Source organism: Streptococcus sp. HMSC34B10, from assembly GCF_001839505.1.
GTDB lineage: Bacteria > Bacillota > Bacilli > Lactobacillales > Streptococcaceae > Streptococcus > Streptococcus peroris.
Map to the genome: position 1 here is coordinate 288,456 of NZ_KV841556.1, position 21,700 is coordinate 310,155.

Here is a 21,700-nt window from a genome sequence, read left to right on the forward strand (position 1 = left end):
ATTGATATCAAAGGTATAGATGAATGAACAATAGAGGAGACAGAGATGAAATTGATATTTTTGCATGGCTTAGGTCAGTCAGCTGACAGTTGGAAAGAAGTTCAGGCCATACTGGTAGATTATCCCTCAGAATCTTTAGAGTTATTCCCTTCTGGAGTTTCTACTTACAAAGAAGCTAAGGCACGTATCTATCAGCATCTATCTAAGGAGAAAGAACCTTTTATCTTAGTCGGCTTATCTCTAGGTGCTGCACTTGCACTGGAGCTTTCAAGTTACGATTTGCCAAATCTTCAAGGCATGGTCCTATCAGGTTGTCCGCTTAAACTTTCAGGAAATATTCCCTATTTCATTCAGTTAATGATTTTTAAACTACTTCCAAAAAAGGTATTTGAAAAACAAGGGGCAGACAAGAGTCTTTTAGTTGGAGTGAGTGAGGAGTTGAAAACACTTGATTTAACAGACATAGCTCAATATTGTCCCTATCCTACTTTATTAATTTGTGGTAGTGAAGACAAGCCTAATCTTAAATCTATGAGACGTCTGCATCAATTGATGCCAGAAGCGCAGTTTCAAATCATCCCTAATGGGCCTCACGTCTTGAACAGCCATAATCCAAAAGAGTTTGCGGAAAAGGTTAGACGTTTTCTTGAATTGCAGAAATAAGTTTGATAAAATAGTATTGAGATTGATATTATAATTTTAGGAGAAAATCATGAACAAACGTCATTTATTAAAACTTGGTCTAGCTTCTTTACCTGCCCTAGCTTTGTTTTTACGTCCAGTTGTGGCAGATGAAAGTATCCATTTTTCAAGCTGTAAGGAAGCTTGGGAGAATGGTTATGCAGATATTCATAAGGGAGAACCAGGGTATTCTGCTACTCTAGATAAAGATCATGATGGGATTGCCTGTGAATCAAAGAATGCGCCTAAGGGTGTTTTAAAAGAGAAAAAGTCGAGTACATCTCAAACTAACACCAATGTAGCACCTGAAAGTGGCTGGGTTCATCAGAATGGATCTTGGTACTATTTTTCTGAAAATGGGAAACCAGTAACGAATACTTGGCAGGGTGCTTACTACCTCAAATCAGATGGAAGAATGGCTGAGAATGAGTGGGTATACGATAACTATTACCAAGCCTGGTATTACCTTAAATCAGATGGATCTTATGCACGTAATGCTTGGCAGGGAAGTTACTATCTCAAATCAGATGGTAAGATGGCTCATAGTGAATGGATTTATGATTCTTACTACAAAGCCTGGTATTACCTCAAATCAGATGGATCTTATGCGCATAATACTTGGCAAGGTGCATACTACCTCAAGTCAAATGGTAAAATGGCTCAGAGTGAATGGGTTTATGATTCTTCTTACCAATCTTGGTACTATCTCAAATCAGATGGATCTTATGCTCGTAATGCATGGCAAGGAAACTACTACCTCAAATCAGATGGTAAAATGGCAAAAAATGAGCGAGTTGATGGCGGGCGCTACTATGTAGATGCCTCTGGTTTGTGGAAACCATAGAATAGAAAAAATTTGGGCAATCAATGCAAACCTTTGCACTAATTGGTAGATTTTGTTATACTAGTACTGTAAGCATTTTCAATTGAGAATAAGGAGAAAAAGATGAGTCAAAAGATTATTGGGATTGACCTTGGTGGAACTTCTATCAAGTTCGCTATTTTAACACTAGAAGGAGAAATCCAAGAAAAATGGTCTATTAAGACCAACATTTTGGATGAAGGAAGTCATATTGTAGATGATATGATTGAATCTATTCAACACCGTTTGGGCTTGCTTGGTTTATCTGCTGCAGATTTTCAAGGAATTGGAATGGGTTCGCCTGGTGTGGTTGATCGCGAGAAAGGAACTGTTATTGGTGCCTATAACCTCAACTGGAAAACTCTTCAACCAGTAAAAGAGAAAATTGAAAAAGCTCTTGGTATTCCATTCTTCATTGACAATGACGCCAACGTGGCAGCTCTTGGTGAACGTTGGATGGGTGCTGGTGATAACCAACCAGACGTTGTCTTTATGACACTTGGTACTGGAGTTGGTGGCGGTATTGTGGCAGAAGGAAAACTTCTTCACGGTGTTGCTGGTGCTGCAGGTGAACTTGGGCATATTACTGTTGATTTTGATCAACCAATCGCATGTACGTGTGGTAAAAAAGGATGCTTGGAAACAGTAGCTTCTGCAACAGGGATTGTCAACTTGACTCGTCGTTATGCAGATGAGTATGAAGGCGATGCCGACTTGAAACGCTTGATTGATAACGGAGAAGAAGTAACTGCTAAAACTGTCTTTGATTTGGCAAAAGAAGGAGATGAACTTGCCCTTATTGTCTATCGTAATTTCTCTCGCTATTTGGGAATTGCGTGTGCAAATATCGGATCTATTCTCAATCCTTCAACGATTGTCATTGGAGGAGGAGTATCAGCCGCAGGAGACTTCTTACTACAAGGTGTTCAAAAAGTTTATGACGAAAATAGTTTCCCACAAGTACGTACTTCAACGAAATTAGCACTTGCAACTCTAGGAAATGACGCTGGAGTGATTGGTGCTGCGTCACTTGTCTTGCAATAAGAATCAAAAAGGAGAAAATCACTATCATAAGACTAGTGATTTTCCTCCTTTCTTTTTTTATGCTATACTAGTTAGGAATAAATGCTGAGGAGAGAGTAAATGACAAAAGCAGATACGATTTTTAAAGAAAATATTGAGCGAATTCTCAATGAAGGTGTCTTTTCAGAACAGGCTCGTCCTAAGTACAAGGACGGAACAGTTGCCAACTCTAAGTATGTAACTGGTGCTTTTGCGGAGTATGATTTGTCTAAGGGTGAATTTCCAATCACGACCTTAAGACCTATTCCTATCAAATCAGCCATCAAGGAAGTGCTCTGGATTTATCAAGATCAGACCAATAGCTTAGAAGTACTAAATGACAAGTACAATGTTCACTATTGGAATGATTGGGAAGTAGGAGATACAGGGACAATCGGTGAGCGTTATGGTGCCGTGGTTAAAAAACACGATATCATCAACAAAATCCTCAAACAGTTGGAAGCCAATCCTTGGAATCGTCGCAATATCATCTCACTTTGGGATTACCAAGCCTTCGAAGAAACAGATGGACTTCTTCCATGCGCCTTTCAGACCATGTTTGATGTCCGTCGAGTAGATGGGGAAATTTACCTGGATGCAACCTTGACTCAGCGTTCTAATGATATGCTGGTGGCTCACCACATCAATGCCATGCAGTATGTGGCTCTTCAAATGATGATTGCTAAGCACTTTGGTTGGAAGGTTGGGAAGTTCTTCTACTTTATCAACAACCTCCATATCTACGACAATCAGTTTGAGCAAGCTCAGGAATTGCTCCGTCGTGAACCTTCAAATTGCCAACCACGTTTAGTCTTGAATGTACCAGACAAGACCAACTTCTTTGATATTAAAGCAGAGGATTTTGAGTTGGTTGATTATGATCCTGTCAAACCTCAGTTGAAATTTGACTTGGCTATTTAAGAACATAAAAAGAAGTTGGGAAAATCCCAACTTCTTTTGTTGATTAACGTGATACGCGACGACGAGCCGCTTTCTTACGGTTTTCAGCGATGAAAGCTGCTTTTTCTTCTTCTGGTTCGATCACTTTCTTTTTGAATGCATAAACTGCACCTGCAACTGCAGCAACAGTTCCTGCGACACCTGTTACGAGACCTTTAGCAAATCCTTTAGCCATGAGTCTTCCTCCTTTTATCTTATCCATCAGGCAGTTGTCCCTTGAAAGGTAGCATTTTTCTGCCTGACCTTTTTGTGTTATAATAATAGTAACGAAAAAATGGGAATTTTTCAAGGAAAAAATATGAAATCAAAGATAATTGTGATTGTTGGTCCAACAGCTGTTGGAAAGACTGCTCTCGCTATTGAAGTTGCCCAGCGTTTTAATGGTGAAGTAGTTAGTGGAGATAGCCAACAAGTCTACCGAGGACTGGATATTGGAACAGCCAAGGCAAGTCCGGAGGAGCAGGCAACTGTCCCTCATCATTTGATTGATGTTAGAGATGTAACCGAGTCATACTCGGCTTTTGATTTTGTTTCAGAGGCTAAGGTAGCGATTGAGAATATTCAAAATCGAGGAAAGCTTGCTATTATCGCTGGTGGGACAGGACTTTATATCCAGAGTCTGCTAGAAGGATATCACCTAGGTGGGGAGACACCTCATGAGGATATTTTAGCCTATCGTGCTAGTTTAGAACCTTTTTCAGATGAGGAGTTAGCCCAACTACTAGAGCAAGCAAGTCTTGAAGTTCCCCAGTTTAATCGTCGCCGTGCTATGCGTGCCTTGGAAATTGCCCATTTTGCTCAAGATTTGGAAAATCAGGAGAGCCCTTATGAAGCGCTGATTATTTGCTTGGATGATGAGCGTAGTCAATTGTATGAACGGATTAACCATCGTGTGGATTTGATGTTTGAAGCTGGACTTTTGGATGAAGCCAAGCGGCTGTTTGACCATTATCCAGATGTGCAGGCTGCTAAAGGGATTGGCTACAAGGAACTATTTCCTTATTTTCGAGGGGAGCAGAGCTTGGAGGAGGCTAGGGATAGTCTCAAGCAGGCGACCCGTCGATTTGCCAAGCGTCAGCTGACTTGGTTCCGTAATCGCATGCAGGTAACCTTTTATCAGATAGGAGAATCTGGTGTGAAAGATCGTATTTTTAGCCAGATAGAGGAGTTCTTAGATGATTGAAACGGAGAAAAAAGAGGAACGTGTCCTGCTGATTGGTGTTGAACTGCAGGGCATGGATAACTTTGACCTTTCCATGGAAGAACTGGCTAGTTTAGCCAAAACAGCTGGGGCGGTCGTAGTCGATAGCTACAGACAAAAACGTGAAAAATATGACTCTAAGACCTTTGTTGGTTCTGGTAAGTTGGAAGAGATTGCTCTCATGGTGGACGCAGAGGAAATCACGACAGTCATCGTCAACAACCGTCTAACGCCACGACAAAATGTCAATTTAGAGGAAGTTCTCGGTGTCAAGGTTATTGACCGTATGCAGTTGATTTTGGATATCTTTGCTATGCGAGCTCGAAGTCACGAAGGGAAGCTCCAAGTGCATTTGGCGCAGCTCAAGTACCTCTTACCTCGCTTGGTTGGTCAGGGGATTATGCTCAGCCGTCAGGCAGGGGGAATTGGTTCCCGTGGTCCAGGTGAAAGCCAGCTGGAGCTTAACCGTCGTAGTGTTCGAAATCAAATAACGGATATTGAACGTCAACTCAAGGTGGTGGAGAAAAATCGGGCGACAGTTCGAGAAAAACGTCTCGAGTCAAGTACCTTTAAGATTGGTTTGATTGGCTACACCAATGCTGGAAAGTCAACTATTATGAACACCCTAACCAGTAAGACTCAGTATGAGGCAGATGAACTCTTCGCGACCTTGGATGCGACAACTAAAAGCTTTCATCTAGGGGGCAATCTTCAAGTTACTCTGACTGATACTGTTGGGTTTATCCAAGACTTGCCGACAGAGTTGGTGTCGAGTTTTAAATCAACCCTTGAAGAAAGCAAGCATGTAGATCTCTTAGTTCATGTTATTGATGCTAGCAATCCTTACCATGAGGAGCATGAAAAAACAGTTCTTTCTATCATGAAAGATTTGGATATGGAGGATATTCCTCGCTTGACCCTTTATAATAAAGCAGATTTGGTGGAAGACTTTACGCCTACTCAAACGCCATATGCTCTGATTTCTGCTAAATCTAAGGATAGTCGAGAACAGTTGCAGGCTTTATTGCTAGATAAGATCAAGGAAATTTTTGAACCCTTTACGCTACGCGTGCCTTTTTCTAAATCCTACAAGATTCATGATTTGGAAAGTGTTGCGATTCTTGAAGAACGGGACTATCAAGATGACGGCGAAGTCATTAGAGGATACATTTCTGAGAAAAATAAATGGAGATTAGAAGAATTTTATGACTGATATCAAAACTTTGGCACTCAAGTATGGTGGATATACGAGTCTAGACAAGGTTTATCTAGACCAGCTTTTAGCTGGTAGGTCTGAAGAGGAGCAACTAGCTCTCATCACACCTCCACCAAGCGTGGTTAATGCCTACTTTGCAGAGCTTTACCAGAAAAAGAGCCCTCAAGCTGCGACCAATTACTTTGCGGAGCTAACTCAAGAGCTAAATCTTTTTAATGCTGAACCAAGTTTTACCTTAGAAATCAAGCCCTTTATTCGCCTCAATCTATCTGGTAAATCCTTTGGATTTTGCTACGAGAAAGAAGGACTTGGTAGGATTTTCTCAGAACATGAAGAAACAATTTCGGACGATTTACTCTTTGAAATTGCACAAATTTTCCCTCACCAGCTGGTTTTTGAGGAGTCTGGAAAGATTTATATGAAGACTGTCGGAGATGAGGAAGTTGTTAGTGTGGAAAATCTTACAGCTTTGACAGATTTGGAAAGCTTGGCTGATGGTCGCAAGCGTCTCAAAGGCTATAGTCAAGAAGATTTACTACAAGAGGCTAAAGCCTATACTGGTAAGCTTTATTATCGCTCAGAAAACCGCACTGCTATGTTATATATTGATTAATTAGAAAGTATCGAATGGATATTCAATTTTTAGGAACAGGGGCTGGTCAGCCCTCTAAAGCCCGCAACGTTTCAAGCCTAGCCCTGAAACTCTTGGATGAGATTAACGAAGTATGGCTCTTTGATTGTGGAGAAGGAACGCAAAATCGCATTCTGGAGACTACGATTCGACCACGGAAGGTCAGCAAAATCTTTATCACTCACTTGCATGGAGATCATATCTTTGGTTTGCCTGGATTTCTTTCTAGCCGTGCCTTTCAAGCAAATGAAGAGCAGACAGATTTAGAAATCTATGGACCTCAAGGTATCAAATCTTTCGTCTTGACTAGCATTCGTGTGTCAGGTTCTCGTTTACCTTACCGTATTCATTTTCATGAGTTTGACCAAGACTCTCTAGGGAAAATTCTTGAAACAGATAAATTCACGGTTTATGCAGAGGAGTTGGACCATACTATTTTCTGTGTCGGCTACCGTGTCGTGCAAAAGGACCTAGATGGCACTCTGGATGCTAAAAAATTAAAGGCTGCCGGCGTACCATTTGGACCGCTTTTTGGTAAAATCAAAAACGGTCAGGATATAGTCCTAGAAGACGGCACCGAGATTAAGGCAGCAGACTATATCTCAGCGCCACGTCCAGGTAAGATTATCACTATCTTAGGTGACACTCGAAAAACCAATGCCAGTGTGCGTCTGGCTGTCAATGCAGATGTCCTTGTCCATGAGTCCACTTATGGTAAAGGTGATGAGAAAATTGCCCGCAATCATGGTCACTCAACCAATATGCAGGCTGCCCAAGTAGCGACAGAAGCGGGAGCCAAACGACTCTTGCTCAACCATATCAGCGCCCGTTTTCTTTCAAAGGACATTAGCCAGCTTAAGAAAGATGCTGCAACGATTTTTGAAAATGTACATGTGGTCAAAGACTTGGAAGAAGTGGAAATCTAGAAGATTGAGAAAGGATAAGTATGTCTACGATTCTCATTACAGGAGCTAGTGGTGGCCTAGCTCAAGAAATGGTCAAACTCTTGCCAAATGATCAACTGATCTTGCTAGGTAGAAACAAGGAAAAATTAGCTCAACTATACGGAAATCATCCACAGGCTGAATTGATTGAAATTGATATTACCGACGCTCAAGCTTTAGAAGAACTAGTTGCTGAACTCTATCAGCGTTATGGTAAGATTGATGTCTTAATTAACAACGCTGGATATGGGATTTTTGAAGATTTTGACAAGATTTCTGATCAAGATATTCATCAAATGTTTGAGGTCAACACCTTTGCTCTCATGAATCTATCCCGTTTGATTGCGGCTGGTATGAAGGAGATTCGAAAAGGTCATATCATCAATATCGTTAGCATGGCAGGTCTGATAGCTACTGGCAAGTCTAGCCTTTACTCTGCGACCAAGTTTGCGGCCATTGGTTTTTCAAATGCTTTGCGCCTTGAACTCATGCCCTATGGTGTCTATGTGACAACTGTTAATCCAGGACCTATCCGTACAGGATTTTTCGACCAGGCAGACCCGGATGGGATTTATCTCAAGTCGGTTGATCGTTTCCTACTCGAGCCAGATACAGTAGCTAGAAAGATTGTCAAAACCATAGGAAAAAACAAACGGGAAATCAATCTTCCTCTCTTACTGAATCTAGCCCATAAGTTTTATACCCTCTTTCCCAAGTTAGCAGATAAGTTGGCTGGGGAAACCTTTAACTATAAGTAAAAATGCTATTCCCTTGAGGAATGGCTTTTTATTTTTTTCGGTTGCTAATTTGTAGAAAAATACCACATGATAAACAGGCAGTTTATAACGATTAAGCCCATTTAAGGTATAAATAGAGATAGGAAAGCAGAAAAGAGAGGATAAACTTCAAGTCTAACATAACTAAAAGTATATCTATAGCGGAAGCTTATGAAGTCAAGATAAAATAGGATTAAAAGAACTTGCCCTTTGTCAGATTGATTAGACTGTAAATTGGAGTTAGGAATATTCTTAGAATAGATGAAGAAAATAAAAAAATTAAAAATGTTAAAACATCTTGACATTTTATCGATTTAGAGTATAATAAGAAATGTAAAGAGCTCTTGACATTATTACAAAAATTTGGAGGAACAAAGCCATGAAAAAGATGGATGAAATGGACAGAGATATTCAGTTGCGTTCTGAGGAGTGGGGCTATAAAACAGCGCTTTTGGGTTTATGTGCATGGACAGGATTTAATATCTATCAAGCACTTGTTGGTGGTGGCAAACTTGAAATGCTTCCTTGCTTAATTTTGATCTTATCTGTAAGTGTGCAAGGATTTGCTCAAACCGCAATGAAACGTAATATGATTGCTGGTGATGAAGAGTATAAAGAACCAAATAAACTTGTTCAAGGAGTAATTTTGATGGTTGTTATCCTTATCGTAGTATTGGCTCTTGGCGTTTATTTTTTTCAGAAAGACTAATGCTGTATGAAAAATAATATCAAACAGTTAAGAAAGTCTGAGGGACTACGTCAGGAAGATATGGCAAGAATATTAGGCGTTAGTCGACAAACCATTATTGCTATCGAGAATGACAAGTACAATCCTACACTTGAACTAGCAATGAAAATTGCAAGGTTGCTACGACTACATGTTGAAGAAATTTTCATTTTAGAAGATTAAAGATATCAGATAGCATTTATTCTAATCATCTGATTCGTAATGATGAGAGAGTTTTCCGGTTCATGGAAACTCTCTTTTTAAAGCTCAAAAAGAGTCTACTCAATTTTACCTTTGTCTATCTTATATATCTATCGTAAAACTGGTATAAAATTTGCAAATAAACAGCTAAAATAGTATACTAGAACTAGCAATTATGAAAACGTTTGCGCAAGAACTGTAGTAGATTATTTAGGAGACACAATATGGAATTAACGGCCATTTATCATAGACCAGAATCAGAGTATGCTTATCTTTACAAAGAAGGTCAGCTACATATCCGAATCAGAACCAAGAAGGATGATGTCCAGAAGGTTATCTTACATTATGGAGATCCCTTTATTTTCATTGAGGATAAGTATGAAGCTAAGAAAGAAATGACTAAAGTAACCTCAGATGCCCTATTTGACTATTGGCAGGTTACAGTCTCTGTTGATTTTGCACGGATTCAATATCTCTTTGAGCTCCTTGATGAGAAAGGTCAGGGTGTTTTTTACGGTGATAAGGGGTGTGTAGAACATACTCAAGAAAACTTAGACGCTGAAGGAAATGGTTTCAAGCTTCCATACATTCACGAAATTGATGGTTGTCAGGTTCCTAGTTGGGTTTCAAATACCGTATGGTATCAGATTTTCCCAGAACGCTTTGCTAATGGCAATCCTAATTTGACCCCAGATGGAGCTCGAGAGTGGGATGCAGAGATTGCGCCTAACAGGGATGATTTTTTTGGTGGAGATTTACAAGGAATTATCGACCATCTAGACTATCTTAAAGACTTAGGAATCACAGGACTTTATCTATGTCCGATTTTCGAAGCGACGACCAATCACAAGTATGATACGACGGATTATTTTGAAATCGACCGTCACTTTGGAGACAAGGAAGTCTTCGCTAATCTCGTCGAGGAAGCCCACAAACGTGGCATCAAGATCATGCTAGATGCGGTGTTTAATCATATCGGCTACCAGTCGACTCAATGGCAGGATGTCCTAAAAAATGGAGAAAAGTCAGTTTATAAAGATTGGTTCCATATCCAAGAATTTCCAGTTACTGAGGATAAACTTCAGAATCCAAGAGAACTCCCTTATCATACCTTTGCCTTTGCTAGCTACATGCCTAAGTTGAATACAGCTAATCCGGAGGTTAGGGACTATCTTCTCAGTGTTGCTACTTACTGGATTGAAAATTTTGATATTGATGCTTGGCGCTTGGACGTTGCCAATGAAATTGACCATCAGTTCTGGAGAGATTTCAGAAAGGCAGTTCTCGCTAAAAAACCTGATTTGTATATCTTAGGTGAAATCTGGCATACCTCACAACCTTGGCTAAAAGGGGATGAGTTCCATGCAGTTATGAACTACCCACTTTCTGAAAGTATCAAGGACTATTTCTTGCGTCAGCATAAAAAGACGGGGCAATTTATTTCAGAAATCAACAGCCAGTCTATGTACTACAAGCAACAAATCTTAGAAGTGATGTTTAATCTTCTGGATTCTCACGATACCGAACGTATCCTCACAACTGCCAATAGAAATATCCAGCATGTCAAGGCAGCCCTAGCCTTCCTCTGTCTGCAAAGAGGTACCCCTTGTATCTATTATGGGACAGAGCTGGCACTAATAGGTGGACCAGACCCTGATTGTCGACGTGTTATGCCTTGGGACCGTGTATCTGAGGAAAATGACATGCTGAACTTCATGAAGCAATTAATCCAAGTTCGTAAGGAAGTGGCAAGCATTATTCAGCATGGAAATTATCACTTAGAAGAAGTGAAACCAGATGTTCTTGCCTTGAGCTGGAACTACCAAGGAAAAGAAGTTCAAGCGATTTTTAATCAGTCTAAAAAGGATTTTGTCTTGGACAGAGATTCTGTTGATTTGGCAAGTCATTGTCAAACAAAAGATGGTCAACAAATCATCCTGCCAGATGGATTTGTGGTTTCTGTAGATTTAATGTAAGGATTCTTGAGTATTTATCACTTATCATCTTCATAATACTAGCTACTACAGTTGACACTTGTAAAAACAGTATTTGATAAATAAAAAACAATGTAGAAAGCCCTTTGTGGCTTTTTTATTTTCATAAAAATGGTAAAATAGTAAGAGTAGAAATGGAGTTCTGGATATGAAACGAATCGATCAATTTAAAAATAAAAAAGTCCTTGTTCTTGGTTTGGCAAAATCGGGCGAGTCTGCAGCCCGTCTGTTAGATAAACTCGGTGCCATTGTGACGGTCAACGACAGCAAACCTTTCGAAGAAAACCCTGCTGCTCAAGGATTGTTGGAAGAAGGGATCAAAGTAGTGACAGGTGGACATCCCTTAGAATTGTTGGATGAAGACTTTGCATTGATGGTCAAGAACCCAGGAATCCCTTACAGTAATCCTATGATTAAAAAAGCTCTTGATAAGGGAATGCCAGTCTGGACAGAGGTTGAATTGGCTTACTTGATTTCAGAAGCACCTATTGTAGGAATTACAGGTTCAAATGGGAAGACAACCACCACAACTATGATTGGTCAGGTCTTGACTGCAGCAGGACAAAATGGTCTCTTGTCTGGAAATATTGGCTATCCTGCTAGCCATGTTGCCCAAACTGCGACAGATAAGGATACCTTGGTGATGGAACTGTCTTCTTTCCAATTGATGGGTATTGAGTCTTTCCATCCTGAGATAGCAGTTATTACCAACCTGATGCCGACACATATCGACTACCATGGTTCATTTGAAGCCTATGTAGCTGCCAAGTGGAATATTCAAAAAAATATGACTGCAGCAGATCACTTGGTTTTGAATTTTAATCAAGATTTGGCAAAAGAATTAGCAGAAAAAACACAAGCAACAGTTGTCCCATTTTCAACACTTGAAAAAGTTGACGGTGCCTACCTTGAAAATGGTCTTCTCTACTTCCGTGGGGAAGCAGTCATGGCAGCTGATGAGATTGGTGTCCCAGGTAGCCACAATGTGGAAAATGCACTCGCAACTATCGCCGTAGCTAAAATTCGTGGTGTAGATAACGAAACAATTAAAGAAACCTTGTCTGCCTTTGGAGGGGTCAAACACCGCCTTCAATATGCCGATGAAATCAATGGGGTAAAATTTTATAACGATAGTAAGTCAACCAACATCCTTGCTACTCAAAAAGCTTTATCAGGATTTGATAATAGTAAGGTCATCTTGATTGCCGGTGGACTGGATCGTGGAAATGAATTTGATGAATTGGTGCCAGATATTAAAGGACTCAAGAAAATGGTCATCCTAGGTCAGTCTGCAGAACGTGTCAAACGAGCAGCGGACAAGGCAGGGGTTGAATATGTTGATGCGACAGATATTGCCGATGCAACACGTAAGGCTTATCACCTAGCAGGAACAGGAGATATCGTGCTTTTAAGTCCAGCTAATGCTAGCTGGGATATGTATCCAAACTTTGAGGTACGTGGAGATCTCTTCCTTAAGACAGTAGCGGAGTTGAAGGGCTAGTATGAAAAAAATTGTATTTACAGGTGGAGGGACAGTCGGACACGTCACTCTCAATCTTTTGTTAATGCCTAAGTTTATCGATGATGGTTGGGAAGTCCACTATATCGGAGATAAGCATGGGATCGAACACCAAGAAATTCTTAAATCTGGCTTGGATGTGACCTTTCATTCGATAGCAACGGGGAAATTGCGTCGTTATTTTTCATGGCAAAATATGGTTGACGTTTTTAAGGTAGCTTTTGGAATACTTCAATCTCTCTTTATCATGCTACGACTTCGTCCACAGGCTCTCTTTTCTAAGGGAGGATTTGTATCGGTTCCACCAGTGATTGCTGCGCGAGTATGCAGAGTACCAGTTTTTATCCATGAGTCAGACCTCTCCATGGGCTTAGCTAATAAAATTGCCTACAAGTTTGCGACCAAGATGTACTCTACTTTCGAGCAAGCGTCTAGTCTCACTAAGGTAGAACATGTAGGAGCTGTGACCAAGGTTTCTGGATCTACAACGGAAGAACCAGAGGAAATGATAGATATCCGAACTTGTTTCAACGCCAAACTGCCAACACTTCTTTTTGTCGGTGGTTCTGCTGGAGCTCGTGTCTTTAACCAATTAGTTACAGACCACAAGGAAGAGTTGACCAGTCACTATAATATCGTTAACCTGACAGGGGATGCTAGTTTAAATGAATTAACTACTAACCTTTATCGTGTAGATTATGTGACGGAACTCTATCAACCACTCATGAATCTGGCTGATGTTGTCATCACTCGTGGTGGTGCCAACACCATCTTTGAACTCCTTGCTATGGCTAAATTGCATGTCATTGTGCCACTGGGGCGTGAAGCTAGCCGTGGAGATCAGATTGAAAATGCAGCTTACTTCGTGAAAAAGGGCTATGCTGAGGAGTTGCAAGAGAGTGATTTGACCTTGTCTAGTTTAGAAGAAAAAGTAAATCAACTCTTGACCAACAAAGAGATTTACCAAAACACAATGAAGAATTCTCATGAATTAAAATCTGTGGCAGATTTTTATGAGCTTCTAAAAAAAGATTTATCATAAGGAAAATTGATGTCAAAAGATAAAAAGAATCAGGGCGCTCAAGGCAAAGAATTGTCAGAGTGGCAAAAACGAAATCAAGAATATCTTCAAAAGAAAGCTGAAGAAGAGGCGAAACGTGCCGAAGAAGAAGCTCGAGAAAGAGAAGAACAAGCGGCAAAGTCTACTTCTGAAAATACTCAAGAATTGTCAGAATGGCAAAAACAGAACAAAGAGTATTTGACTAAAAAAGCAGAAGAAGAATCTGCAATTTCTGAAGAAGTGGACGAAGAAACCGAAAAAACGGAAGAGGATGATTCGGATGCTAGTGCTGAGGTTTCAGATGAAAAGGTTGAAGAGAAGGACACAGAAGAAACAAAAGCATCTCAAGAAGAATCTAAGAGTCAAGACGAAGTAGAAACTGAAAAGATTGAGGAAGAGACCAAGGAAACTACAGAGAACACAACTAAAAATAAACCCCAGAAAGCTCCTATCTCATCTGTACATATCTGGCGAGCAGTTTCAGTTCTCGTCCCAAGTTTTTTAATCTTGTTCTTGTCTATTTATCTGCTAACTCCTCTATCTACTCTGAAACATATTGAAGTGACAGGAACAGATCATACAAGTGCAGACCAAGTCAAAGAAGCTTCTGGGATTAAGGATAGTGACTATACGATCAGCTTGCTCTTAAATAAAGATAAGCATGCAGAAATGGTCAAATCAAACCACTGGATTGAATCAGCTAAGATCGTGTATCAATTCCCAGTTCACTTTACCATTGAAGTCAAAGAATATGAAATTGTCGCCTATTCAGTTTCAGGAGATAACTATTATCCAATCTTATCTAGCGGAAGTATTGAATCAACAGCCGTTACTGCTGCTAACTTACCTGAAAAGTATATATCTGTTCTCTTTAACGATGAGGAACAGATAAAAACTTTAATTTCTCAGCTAAATGATGTGAGTCCAGAAATCAAGCAAGAGATTGAGAAGATTGAACTTGCACCAAGTAAGGTAACAAGCGATCTTCTTAAGATAACCATGAATGACTCAGATGAAATTTTGGTTCCTCTATCAGAACTAGGGAAGAAATTACCCTACTATAGTAAAATTAAGCCACAGTTAACAGTTCCTAGTGGGATTGATATGGAAGTTGGTATTTATAGCTATAGCTTGGCAGATAAAGCTCTAGAAGAAGCCAGAATCAAAGCCCAAGAAGAGGAAAAGAAGAAAAAAGAAGAAGAGGAAAAGAAAAAACAGGAAGAAGAAAAGCAAACACAAACTGAGCAAGGAAATCGAGGACAAACAACACAAACGACTCAAACCACTCAAACAAGGCAGAGTCGTTAAGTATCAAACAATATTATTCAGTTTGATAATTGATCCTCTTTTTGACGAAGACAGTTACTTGTTTTTACTTGACAAGTCCCGCTTTAAATAATAGAATAGTAAAAAACCTTTAAAGCAGTCCAGAGAGGCAGCTAAGGTTAGACGGTGAAAGGGTAAATTCTACCCATTTTTCGTGGAACCTTGCTGTAGGCAGGTTCCTTTTTTCATGCTCTCTAGCTAACAAAGGTAAAAGGAGAAAAGTATGCGCGAATCTCGTCCGGTTATTGCTCTTGATTTTCCAAGTTTTAAAGAAGTCAAGGAATTTTTAGCTCTATTTCCAGCAGAAGAAAAACTCTATGTTAAAGTTGGAATGGAGCTCTATTACGCTACAGGTCCGGAGATTGTTTCTTATTTGAAAGGCTTGGGACATAGCGTCTTTCTGGATCTCAAACTCCATGATATACCTAATACAGTCAAGTCAGCCATGAAGGTTTTGTCTCATCTGGGCGTTGATATGACCAATGTTCATGCGGCAGGTGGTGTAGAGATGATGAAGGCTGCGCGTGAAGGCCTTGGCAAAGAAGCGAAATTGATTGCTGTTACCCAGTTGACTTCAACCTCTGAAGAGCAAATGAGAGACTTTCAAAATATTCAAACCAGTCTTCAAGAATCGGTTATTCACTATGCAAAGAAAACTGCTGAAGCGGGATTAGATGGAGTAGTTTGCTCGGCTCAAGAAGTAAAACTCATCAAAGAAGCTACCAACCAAAACTTTATCTGCCTGACACCGGGAATTCGTCCAGCAGGAGCCGCTGTTGGAGACCAAAAACGTGTCATGACACCAGCAGATGCTTATCAAATCGGTAGTGACTACATCGTTGTCGGACGCCCAATCACTCAGGCAACTGATCCAGTAGCAGCTTATCATGCTATCAAGGATGAATGGAACCAAGACTAAAATTAAAGAATTAGATTATAAAAACAAAAGGAGAAAACCATGACACTTGCTAAAGACATTGCTAGCCATCTATTGAAAATTCAAGCCGTTTATCTCAAACCAGAAGAACCTTTCACATGGGCATCAGGTATCAAGTCACCGATTTATACAGATAACCGTGTGACCCTTGCTTATCCAGAAACTCGTACCTTGATTGAAAATGGTTTTGTGGAAGCTATTAAAGCAGAATTCCCAGAGGTAGAAGTGATTGCAGGAACAGCCACAGCAGGAATTCCTCACGGTGCCATCATTGCTGACAAGATGAATCTGCCATTTGCTTATATCCGTAGCAAACCAAAAGATCATGGTGCTGGAAACCAAATCGAAGGCCGTGTAGCTCAAGGGCAAAAAATGGTCGTTGTTGAAGATTTGATTTCAACTGGTGGTTCGGTTCTTGAAGCCGTAGCAGCTGCTAAACGTGAAGGAGCAGATGTGCTTGGTGTCGTGGCTATCTTCAGCTATCAATTACCAAAAGCAGATAAAAACTTTGCGGATGCTGGTGTCAAACTAGTGACTCTTTCAAACTACAGTGAGCTCATTCACCTAGCACAAGAAGAAGGCTATATCACACCAGAAGGGCTCGATCTCCTAAAACGTTTCAAAGAAGACCAAGAAAATTGGCAAAAAGCTTAATCTATTGAAATTACAAAGCTTTAAACTCCGATTTTAACTGAAATATTATATCTAAAATCATAACCATCCGCTTAACGGGTGGTTATGATTTGTTTTAAAAAGAAATTCATTTTTAAAAAATTTTAGTGTAGATATTAATGATACTAGCTTACAGGAGGAAGTTATTCATTATCAAAAACTATTGGCATTTATTCATCTAGGAATAATATGTATTTTTATCATAATGATAGAAATTATTTACCATGTCTGTAGGATGAAATTTCCAGGCAAATGTTTTGAAAAGATCATGAAAAAGAGTTAAGATGTTTATGTAAGAATAAGTAAACGCTTACTCAACAAGGAGGATATTTTATGTCATATAAAACAAGCAATGCAGAAGGACCTGTAGATTTCATTAACACCTACGATTTGGAGCCTATGGCGCAACAAGTTATTCCAAAGGCAGCATTTGGTTATATCGCTAGTGGAGCGGAAGATACCTTTACTTTACGGGAGAACATCCGTGCCTTTAACCACAAACTCATCGTTCCGCATACGCTTTGTGATGTGGAAAATCCAAGTACAGAGATTGAATTTGCAGGTGAAAAACTATCTTCACCAATCATTATGGCTCCTGTTGCGGCTCATAAATTAGCAAATGAACAAGGGGAAGTAGCTACTGCACGTGGTGTGCATGAATTTGGTTCTCTCTATACAACCAGCTCATACTCAACAGTAGATCTGCCAGAAATTACGCAAGCCCTTCAAGGAACACCACATTGGTTCCAATTTTACTTTAGTAAAGATGATGGGATTAACCGCCATATCATGGATCGTGTTAAAGCTGAAGGGTATAAGGCAATTGTCTTGACTGCAGACGCAACCGTGGGGGGCAATCGTGAAGTTGATAAACGTAATGGTTTCGTCTTCCCAGTTGGGATGCCAATCGTAGAAGAATACCTACCTGAAGGTGCTGGTAAGTCAATGGACTTTGTTTATAAATCAGCTAAACAACGTCTCTCTCCACGAGATGTAGAATTCATCGCTGAATACTCAGGTCTACCCGTTTACGTTAAAGGTCCTCAATGCCGTGAAGATGTTGAACGTTCTCTTGCTGCAGGTGCATCTGGTATCTGGGTAACCAACCACGGTGGACGTCAAATCGATGGTGGCCCAGCCGCCTTTGACTCACTTCAAGAAGTAGCAGAAGCAGTTGACAAACGTGTACCAATTGTCTTTGACTCTGGTATTCGTCGTGGTCAACATGTCTTTAAAGCCTTGGCTTCAGGAGCTGACTTGGTAGCTATTGGGCGTCCTGTTATTTATGGTTTGGCTCTTGGTGGTAGTGTTGGTGTCCGTCAAGTATTTGAGCACTTGAATGCAGAATTGAAGACAGTCATGCAGTTATCTGGAACACAAACTATTGAAGATGTGAAACACTTCAAACTTCGTCACAATCCATACAATCCAACTTTCCCAGTTGATCCTCGTGACTTAAAATTGTATTGATAAAGTAGAAAACCTCCACTCCAAGTGGAGGTTTTTGAGTTATGTCTTTGTAAACATGAAAGAGAGTTTAAAAAGTGAACTTAACGAGTATATAAGAAAAAATTTTAATACATTTTAAATTATTTTAAAATTTTTAGGAAATTTAGTTGACAAATGTAGATTTTAGGAGTATAGTAATAATTGTGATTGACAAATGTAGATTTTGGAGGAGATGATTATGCAGATGTTTTGGTAAATTTGTAATGAGGAGAAAAAAGCAGAATGTATTAACTTTATAGTTGACAAATGTAAATTTTCAGAGTATACTCATATTTATAATTTACAAATGTAGATTTAGAAAGGAGAAGCCATGCAAATTTCCAATGCGGAATGGCGCATCATGAAAATTATCTGGATGGAAGGCAAGCAGACCAGCAGGGATTTGATCGCCGTCTTGTCCGAGCGCTTTGACTGGTCCAAGTCGACCATCAAGACCCTCTTGACGCGCTTGGTTGAAAAGGGCTGTCTGACCAGAGAAAAATCTGGCAAAGCCTTTGTCTACTCGGCTTTGTTGAAGCAGGACCAGAGTTTAGACTTGGTGGTTGAGGAGGTGAAAGACAAGGTTTGCTCAAAAAGAATTGTCCAGGTGCTTGAAAACTTGATTCAGGAGAGTGACTTTACGCTTGCAGATCTTAATCAGCTGCAGCAGGTCCTCGAAGAAAAGAAAGCAGAGGCTGTCGCAACAGTCCGCTGCAATTGTATGTAATAGAAAGAAGGAAATTCCATGTTTGGATTGTTAATTAGTATTGTTTGTTTACTTTTGGTTGCTTTTATTGCTTGGTGGTTCTTTGCAGAGCATGAAAAGGTAAGCGGCCACGCTCGTCAGAAATCAGGTTATCAAGAAATTGAAGTCGAAGTCATGGGGGGCTATTCGCCTGAAACCATTGTCCTGAAAAAAAATGTTCCAGCCCGGATCATCTTTAATCGCAAGGATCCATCTTCATGTCTGGCTCAAGTGATCTTTCCAGATTTTGGCGTTCATGAAGATTTGCCTTTAGGTGAAAAACATGTCATTGAAATTACGCCAGAAAAAGCGGGCGAATATGGGTATTCATGTGGAATGAACATGATGCATGGTCAAATGATTGTGGAATAAAGGAGTAGGTATGGTAGAAAAACAAAAAGCAGTTGTGGAAAACGGAGTGCAAAAGATCCGTATTACAGCAGAAAAGGGCTATAGTCCCAAAGAATTTCAACTTCAAAAAGGGATCCCTGCTGAAATCACCTTCCATCGGGTCAATCCTTCCGGCTGTTACAAGGAAATTTTGTTTGAAGATCAGGGGATTTTAGAGCCTTTGGAAGTCGGTGTGGATAAGGTGATATCCTTTACCCCGACAGAAACAGGGGACTTCGAGTTTTCATGTGGAATGAAGATGCAAAAGGGTTCCTACACGGTTGTGGAAAAACGCCGTCGTGTCTTAGGTTTACTGGGTCGCTTTTGGATTACTAGTATCTTTACTCTTCCTTTATTGATCTTGATGATCGGGATGATGGCAGGATTTGTATCCCATTCAGTCAGTCACTGGGGGACTTTTCTAGCGACAACACCGATCATGTTGGTAGCAGGAGTTCCTTTTATCAAGAGTGCCTGGGCCTCATTTAAGAAGCACCATTCCAATATGGATACCTTGGTAGCTCTTGGAACCCTGGTAGCCTATGTCTATAGTGTATTTGCCCTTTTTACTGGTCAGCCAGTATACTTTGAGGCTGCGGGTTTTATCATCTTCTTTATCCTCTTAGGACAAGTCTTTGAGGAACGGATGCGTAACAATGCCTCCGAGGCTGTGGAAAAGTTGTTGGATTTGCAGGCAAAAACGGCTCAAGTTCTCCGTGATGGGAACTATGTCGAGGTGGCGGCAGAAGATATCCAAATTGATGACTTGATTCGGGTCCGTCCTGGGGAAAAGATTGCGGTTGATGGGACGATTGTAGAAGGAAGTACGACCATTGATGAGTCGATGGTGACAGGTGAAAGCTTGCCTGTAGAAAAATCAGTTGGTGATGCAGTTATCGGCTCCACTATCAACAGCAATGGGACCATTCTCTTTAAGGCTGAAAAAGTCGGTAGTGAGACCCTCTTATCTCAAATTGTGGACTTTGTCAAAATGGCCCAATCCAGTCGTGCTCCCATTCAAGATTTGACGGATAAGATTTCAGGTATCTTTGTTCCAGTGGTGACGATTTTGGCCATTGCGACTTTCTGGGTTTGGTCCGTGCTTCTGGGCGCGTCGCTTCAAGAGGCCATGCTCTATGCAGTCTCTGTCCTCATTATTGCCTGTCCTTGTGCCCTTGGTTTAGCAACCCCAACAGCCCTGATGGTCGGAACCGGCCGTAGTGCCAAGATGGGGGTTCTGATTAAAAATGGAACAGTTCTTCAAGAAGTGCAAAAGATTCAAACCGTTGTGTTTGATAAGACAGGGACTATTACCATTGGCCAACCACTTGTAACCGATGTTGTAGGAGATGAAGCGCGTGTCTTGACACTGGCTGCTAGTCTTGAAACTTTTTCAGAACATCCACTAGCCCAAGCGGTGTTATCCCAAGCAGAAGAAAAAGGTTTGGTGTTATCCCCTGTGGAAAACTTCCAAGCGATTGAAGGAAAAGGGGTCCAAGGTCAGATCGACCAGCAGTTGGTGACCTTGGGAAATGGCAAACTTCATGACGGGACAGCGATGGATCCGGAGCTTGAAAAACGGATGGTAGAGTTGCAAGAGCAGGCCAAAACAGTGATCAGTTTGTCTGTGGATGGGCAAGTGATTGGCTTGATTGCCATTCAAGATGCTCCGAAGGCCAGCTCAAAAGAAGCGATCAAAAAGCTCAAAGAACGGGGCTTGAAAACGGTCATGTTAACGGGGGATAATGAACGGGTGGCCCAAGCTATTGCTAAGCAAGTGGGAATTGACACCGTCATTGCTGATGTCCTTCCTCAAGAAAAAGCTAGCGCCATCCAAAAACTGCAAGAAACTAGCAAGGTCGCCTTTGTTGGAGATGGGATCAATGATGCTCCAGCTCTCTCGATCGCGGATGTGGGGATCGCTATGGGATCTGGAACGGATATTGCGATCGAGTCCGGTGGCATCGTGCTCACGCAAAATGATTTGCTTGGCGTTGTGCGCGCCTTTGACATGAGTCAAAAGACCTTCCGCAGGATCTTACTCAATCTCTTCTGGGCCTCTATCTACAATATCCTTGGGATTCCAATTGCTGCTGGAGTCTTTGTAGGACTGGGATTGACCCTCAATCCAGAACTTGCAGGATTGGCCATGGCCTTTAGTTCAGTATCTGTTTTAATTAGCTCTCTCATGCTTAATTTTACTAAAGTCGATTAAAAAGGCGGTCTTAACCGCTTTTTTCTATTCTAAAACAGATTTTCGAAACGCTTCCAAACTGTACTGTAATAGAGAATGAAAGTTTCTGAGCAA

Annotated in this window: 22 protein-coding genes; 21 read left to right on the forward strand and 1 reads right to left on the reverse strand. The window is 40.7% G+C overall.

Going from position 1 to position 21,700, the window contains the following annotated elements; all coding sequences use genetic code 11:
• Window positions 1-45 precede the first annotated feature (45 nt).
• The 4 genes from HMPREF3237_RS07005 (at window position 46) to HMPREF3237_RS07020 (ending at window position 3,526) form a co-directional block, all read left to right on the forward strand.
• Entirely contained in the window at window positions 46-663 is a 618-nt protein-coding gene (locus HMPREF3237_RS07005) for an alpha/beta fold hydrolase (protein ID WP_070889316.1), read from the forward strand.
• A 49-nt stretch (window positions 664-712) separates the two neighbouring features.
• Window positions 713-1,525 (forward strand): excalibur calcium-binding domain-containing protein, encoded by an 813-nt coding sequence (locus tag HMPREF3237_RS07010; RefSeq protein WP_083327691.1) that lies wholly within the window; start codon window positions 713-715, stop codon window positions 1,523-1,525.
• Between the two features lie 102 nt (window positions 1,526-1,627).
• Entirely contained in the window at window positions 1,628-2,587 is a 960-nt protein-coding gene (locus HMPREF3237_RS07015; protein WP_070889317.1) for an ROK family glucokinase, read from the forward strand.
• A gap of 99 nt (window positions 2,588-2,686) precedes the next feature.
• A complete protein-coding gene (locus HMPREF3237_RS07020) occupies window positions 2,687-3,526 on the forward strand; it encodes a thymidylate synthase (RefSeq protein WP_070889318.1) in 840 nt (279 codons plus the stop codon).
• A gap of 43 nt (window positions 3,527-3,569) precedes the next feature.
• Here HMPREF3237_RS07020 and HMPREF3237_RS07025 read toward each other — a convergent pair whose 3' ends face one another.
• Window positions 3,570-3,740: a DUF3042 family protein gene (locus HMPREF3237_RS07025; protein WP_070889319.1), complete on the reverse strand. Its 171-nt coding sequence runs from the start codon at window positions 3,738-3,740 to the stop codon at window positions 3,570-3,572.
• A 123-nt stretch (window positions 3,741-3,863) separates the two neighbouring features.
• Between HMPREF3237_RS07025 and miaA the strand changes: the two genes are divergently transcribed.
• From miaA to HMPREF3237_RS07110, 17 genes are all read left to right on the forward strand, one after another.
• Complete coding sequence (miaA, locus tag HMPREF3237_RS07030; protein ID WP_070889320.1) at window positions 3,864-4,748, forward strand: tRNA (adenosine(37)-N6)-dimethylallyltransferase MiaA; 885 nt, start codon at window positions 3,864-3,866, stop codon at window positions 4,746-4,748.
• Entirely contained in the window at window positions 4,741-5,979 is a 1,239-nt protein-coding gene (gene hflX / locus HMPREF3237_RS07035) for a GTPase HflX (RefSeq protein ID WP_070889321.1), read from the forward strand. Before miaA ends, hflX begins: the two co-directional genes overlap by 8 nt.
• Window positions 5,972-6,595, forward strand: coding sequence for a cystathionine beta-lyase (locus HMPREF3237_RS07040; RefSeq protein WP_070889322.1), 624 nt, complete (start codon window positions 5,972-5,974; stop codon window positions 6,593-6,595). Before hflX ends, HMPREF3237_RS07040 begins: the two co-directional genes overlap by 8 nt.
• A 14-nt stretch (window positions 6,596-6,609) precedes the next feature.
• Window positions 6,610-7,539: a ribonuclease Z gene (rnz, locus tag HMPREF3237_RS07045; protein WP_070889323.1), complete on the forward strand. Its 930-nt coding sequence runs from the start codon at window positions 6,610-6,612 to the stop codon at window positions 7,537-7,539.
• A gap of 20 nt (window positions 7,540-7,559) precedes the next feature.
• The gene (locus tag HMPREF3237_RS07050; RefSeq protein ID WP_070889324.1) at window positions 7,560-8,315 is read left to right on the forward strand and encodes an SDR family NAD(P)-dependent oxidoreductase; all 756 of its coding nucleotides are present in this window, start codon (window positions 7,560-7,562) and stop codon (window positions 8,313-8,315) included.
• Between the two features lie 397 nt (window positions 8,316-8,712).
• Window positions 8,713-9,042 (forward strand): hypothetical protein, encoded by a 330-nt coding sequence (locus HMPREF3237_RS07055; RefSeq protein WP_006148097.1) that lies wholly within the window; start codon window positions 8,713-8,715, stop codon window positions 9,040-9,042.
• Window positions 9,043-9,048: 6 nt separating this feature from the next.
• Window positions 9,049-9,243 carry a helix-turn-helix transcriptional regulator gene (locus tag HMPREF3237_RS07060; protein WP_006150191.1) on the forward strand — a complete coding sequence of 65 codons (195 nt, stop codon included), beginning with the start codon at window positions 9,049-9,051 and terminating at the stop codon, window positions 9,241-9,243.
• 242 nt (window positions 9,244-9,485) lie between these two features.
• On the forward strand, window positions 9,486-11,237 hold the full coding sequence (locus tag HMPREF3237_RS07065; RefSeq protein WP_070889325.1) for a glycoside hydrolase family 13 protein: 1,752 nt from the start codon (window positions 9,486-9,488) through the stop codon (window positions 11,235-11,237).
• A 166-nt stretch (window positions 11,238-11,403) separates the two neighbouring features.
• Window positions 11,404-12,756 (forward strand): UDP-N-acetylmuramoyl-L-alanine--D-glutamate ligase, encoded by a 1,353-nt coding sequence (gene murD / locus HMPREF3237_RS07070; RefSeq protein WP_070889326.1) that lies wholly within the window; start codon window positions 11,404-11,406, stop codon window positions 12,754-12,756.
• A gap of 1 nt (window position 12,757) precedes the next feature.
• Entirely contained in the window at window positions 12,758-13,816 is a 1,059-nt protein-coding gene (locus tag HMPREF3237_RS07075; protein ID WP_006145211.1) for a UDP-N-acetylglucosamine--N-acetylmuramyl-(pentapeptide) pyrophosphoryl-undecaprenol N-acetylglucosamine transferase, read from the forward strand.
• Between the two features lie 9 nt (window positions 13,817-13,825).
• Window positions 13,826-15,142, forward strand: a complete 1,317-nt coding sequence (locus HMPREF3237_RS07080) for a cell division protein FtsQ/DivIB (protein ID WP_070889327.1) — start codon at window positions 13,826-13,828, stop codon at window positions 15,140-15,142.
• Between the two features lie 241 nt (window positions 15,143-15,383).
• Window positions 15,384-16,079 carry an orotidine-5'-phosphate decarboxylase gene (gene pyrF / locus HMPREF3237_RS07085; protein ID WP_070889328.1) on the forward strand — a complete coding sequence of 232 codons (696 nt, stop codon included), beginning with the start codon at window positions 15,384-15,386 and terminating at the stop codon, window positions 16,077-16,079.
• Between the two features lie 39 nt (window positions 16,080-16,118).
• The gene (gene pyrE / locus HMPREF3237_RS07090) at window positions 16,119-16,751 is read left to right on the forward strand and encodes an orotate phosphoribosyltransferase (RefSeq protein WP_070889329.1); all 633 of its coding nucleotides are present in this window, start codon (window positions 16,119-16,121) and stop codon (window positions 16,749-16,751) included.
• Window positions 16,752-17,102: 351 nt separating this feature from the next.
• The gene (lctO, locus tag HMPREF3237_RS07095; RefSeq protein WP_070889330.1) at window positions 17,103-18,239 is read left to right on the forward strand and encodes an L-lactate oxidase; all 1,137 of its coding nucleotides are present in this window, start codon (window positions 17,103-17,105) and stop codon (window positions 18,237-18,239) included.
• 349 nt (window positions 18,240-18,588) lie between these two features.
• Complete coding sequence (locus HMPREF3237_RS07100) at window positions 18,589-18,984, forward strand: CopY/TcrY family copper transport repressor (RefSeq protein WP_024056337.1); 396 nt, start codon at window positions 18,589-18,591, stop codon at window positions 18,982-18,984.
• Window positions 18,985-19,002: 18 nt separating this feature from the next.
• Window positions 19,003-19,374 carry a cupredoxin domain-containing protein gene (locus tag HMPREF3237_RS07105; RefSeq protein ID WP_024056338.1) on the forward strand — a complete coding sequence of 124 codons (372 nt, stop codon included), beginning with the start codon at window positions 19,003-19,005 and terminating at the stop codon, window positions 19,372-19,374.
• Window positions 19,375-19,384: 10 nt separating this feature from the next.
• On the forward strand, window positions 19,385-21,607 hold the full coding sequence (locus tag HMPREF3237_RS07110) for a heavy metal translocating P-type ATPase (protein WP_070889331.1): 2,223 nt from the start codon (window positions 19,385-19,387) through the stop codon (window positions 21,605-21,607).
• Window positions 21,608-21,700 lie beyond the last annotated feature (93 nt).

What these genes read in the sequence shown, in the direction of transcription:
- HMPREF3237_RS07015 (WP_070889317.1), top strand. Translation starts at nt 1,628, where the DNA reads ATGAGTCAAAAGATTATTGGGATTGACCTTGGTGGAACTTCTATCAAG.
- HMPREF3237_RS07080 (WP_070889327.1), top strand. Translation starts at nt 13,826, where the DNA reads ATGTCAAAAGATAAAAAGAATCAGGGCGCTCAAGGCAAAGAATTGTCA.
- murD (WP_070889326.1), top strand. Translation starts at nt 11,404, where the DNA reads ATGAAACGAATCGATCAATTTAAAAATAAAAAAGTCCTTGTTCTTGGT.
- HMPREF3237_RS07040 (WP_070889322.1), top strand. Translation starts at nt 5,972, where the DNA reads ATGACTGATATCAAAACTTTGGCACTCAAGTATGGTGGATATACGAGT.
- HMPREF3237_RS07060 (WP_006150191.1), top strand. Translation starts at nt 9,049, where the DNA reads ATGAAAAATAATATCAAACAGTTAAGAAAGTCTGAGGGACTACGTCAG.
- hflX (WP_070889321.1), top strand. Translation starts at nt 4,741, where the DNA reads ATGATTGAAACGGAGAAAAAAGAGGAACGTGTCCTGCTGATTGGTGTT.
- HMPREF3237_RS07005 (WP_070889316.1), top strand. Translation starts at nt 46, where the DNA reads ATGAAATTGATATTTTTGCATGGCTTAGGTCAGTCAGCTGACAGTTGG.
- HMPREF3237_RS07105 (WP_024056338.1), top strand. Translation starts at nt 19,003, where the DNA reads ATGTTTGGATTGTTAATTAGTATTGTTTGTTTACTTTTGGTTGCTTTT.
- HMPREF3237_RS07065 (WP_070889325.1), top strand. Translation starts at nt 9,486, where the DNA reads ATGGAATTAACGGCCATTTATCATAGACCAGAATCAGAGTATGCTTAT.
- miaA (WP_070889320.1), top strand. Translation starts at nt 3,864, where the DNA reads ATGAAATCAAAGATAATTGTGATTGTTGGTCCAACAGCTGTTGGAAAG.
- HMPREF3237_RS07010 (WP_083327691.1), top strand. Translation starts at nt 713, where the DNA reads ATGAACAAACGTCATTTATTAAAACTTGGTCTAGCTTCTTTACCTGCC.
- HMPREF3237_RS07020 (WP_070889318.1), top strand. Translation starts at nt 2,687, where the DNA reads ATGACAAAAGCAGATACGATTTTTAAAGAAAATATTGAGCGAATTCTC.
- pyrE (WP_070889329.1), top strand. Translation starts at nt 16,119, where the DNA reads ATGACACTTGCTAAAGACATTGCTAGCCATCTATTGAAAATTCAAGCC.
- lctO (WP_070889330.1), top strand. Translation starts at nt 17,103, where the DNA reads ATGTCATATAAAACAAGCAATGCAGAAGGACCTGTAGATTTCATTAAC.
- HMPREF3237_RS07110 (WP_070889331.1), top strand. Translation starts at nt 19,385, where the DNA reads ATGGTAGAAAAACAAAAAGCAGTTGTGGAAAACGGAGTGCAAAAGATC.
- HMPREF3237_RS07055 (WP_006148097.1), top strand. Translation starts at nt 8,713, where the DNA reads ATGAAAAAGATGGATGAAATGGACAGAGATATTCAGTTGCGTTCTGAG.
- HMPREF3237_RS07075 (WP_006145211.1), top strand. Translation starts at nt 12,758, where the DNA reads ATGAAAAAAATTGTATTTACAGGTGGAGGGACAGTCGGACACGTCACT.
- pyrF (WP_070889328.1), top strand. Translation starts at nt 15,384, where the DNA reads ATGCGCGAATCTCGTCCGGTTATTGCTCTTGATTTTCCAAGTTTTAAA.
- HMPREF3237_RS07025 (WP_070889319.1), bottom strand. Translation starts at nt 3,740, where the DNA reads ATGGCTAAAGGATTTGCTAAAGGTCTCGTAACAGGTGTCGCAGGAACT.
- rnz (WP_070889323.1), top strand. Translation starts at nt 6,610, where the DNA reads ATGGATATTCAATTTTTAGGAACAGGGGCTGGTCAGCCCTCTAAAGCC.
- HMPREF3237_RS07050 (WP_070889324.1), top strand. Translation starts at nt 7,560, where the DNA reads ATGTCTACGATTCTCATTACAGGAGCTAGTGGTGGCCTAGCTCAAGAA.
- HMPREF3237_RS07100 (WP_024056337.1), top strand. Translation starts at nt 18,589, where the DNA reads ATGCAAATTTCCAATGCGGAATGGCGCATCATGAAAATTATCTGGATG.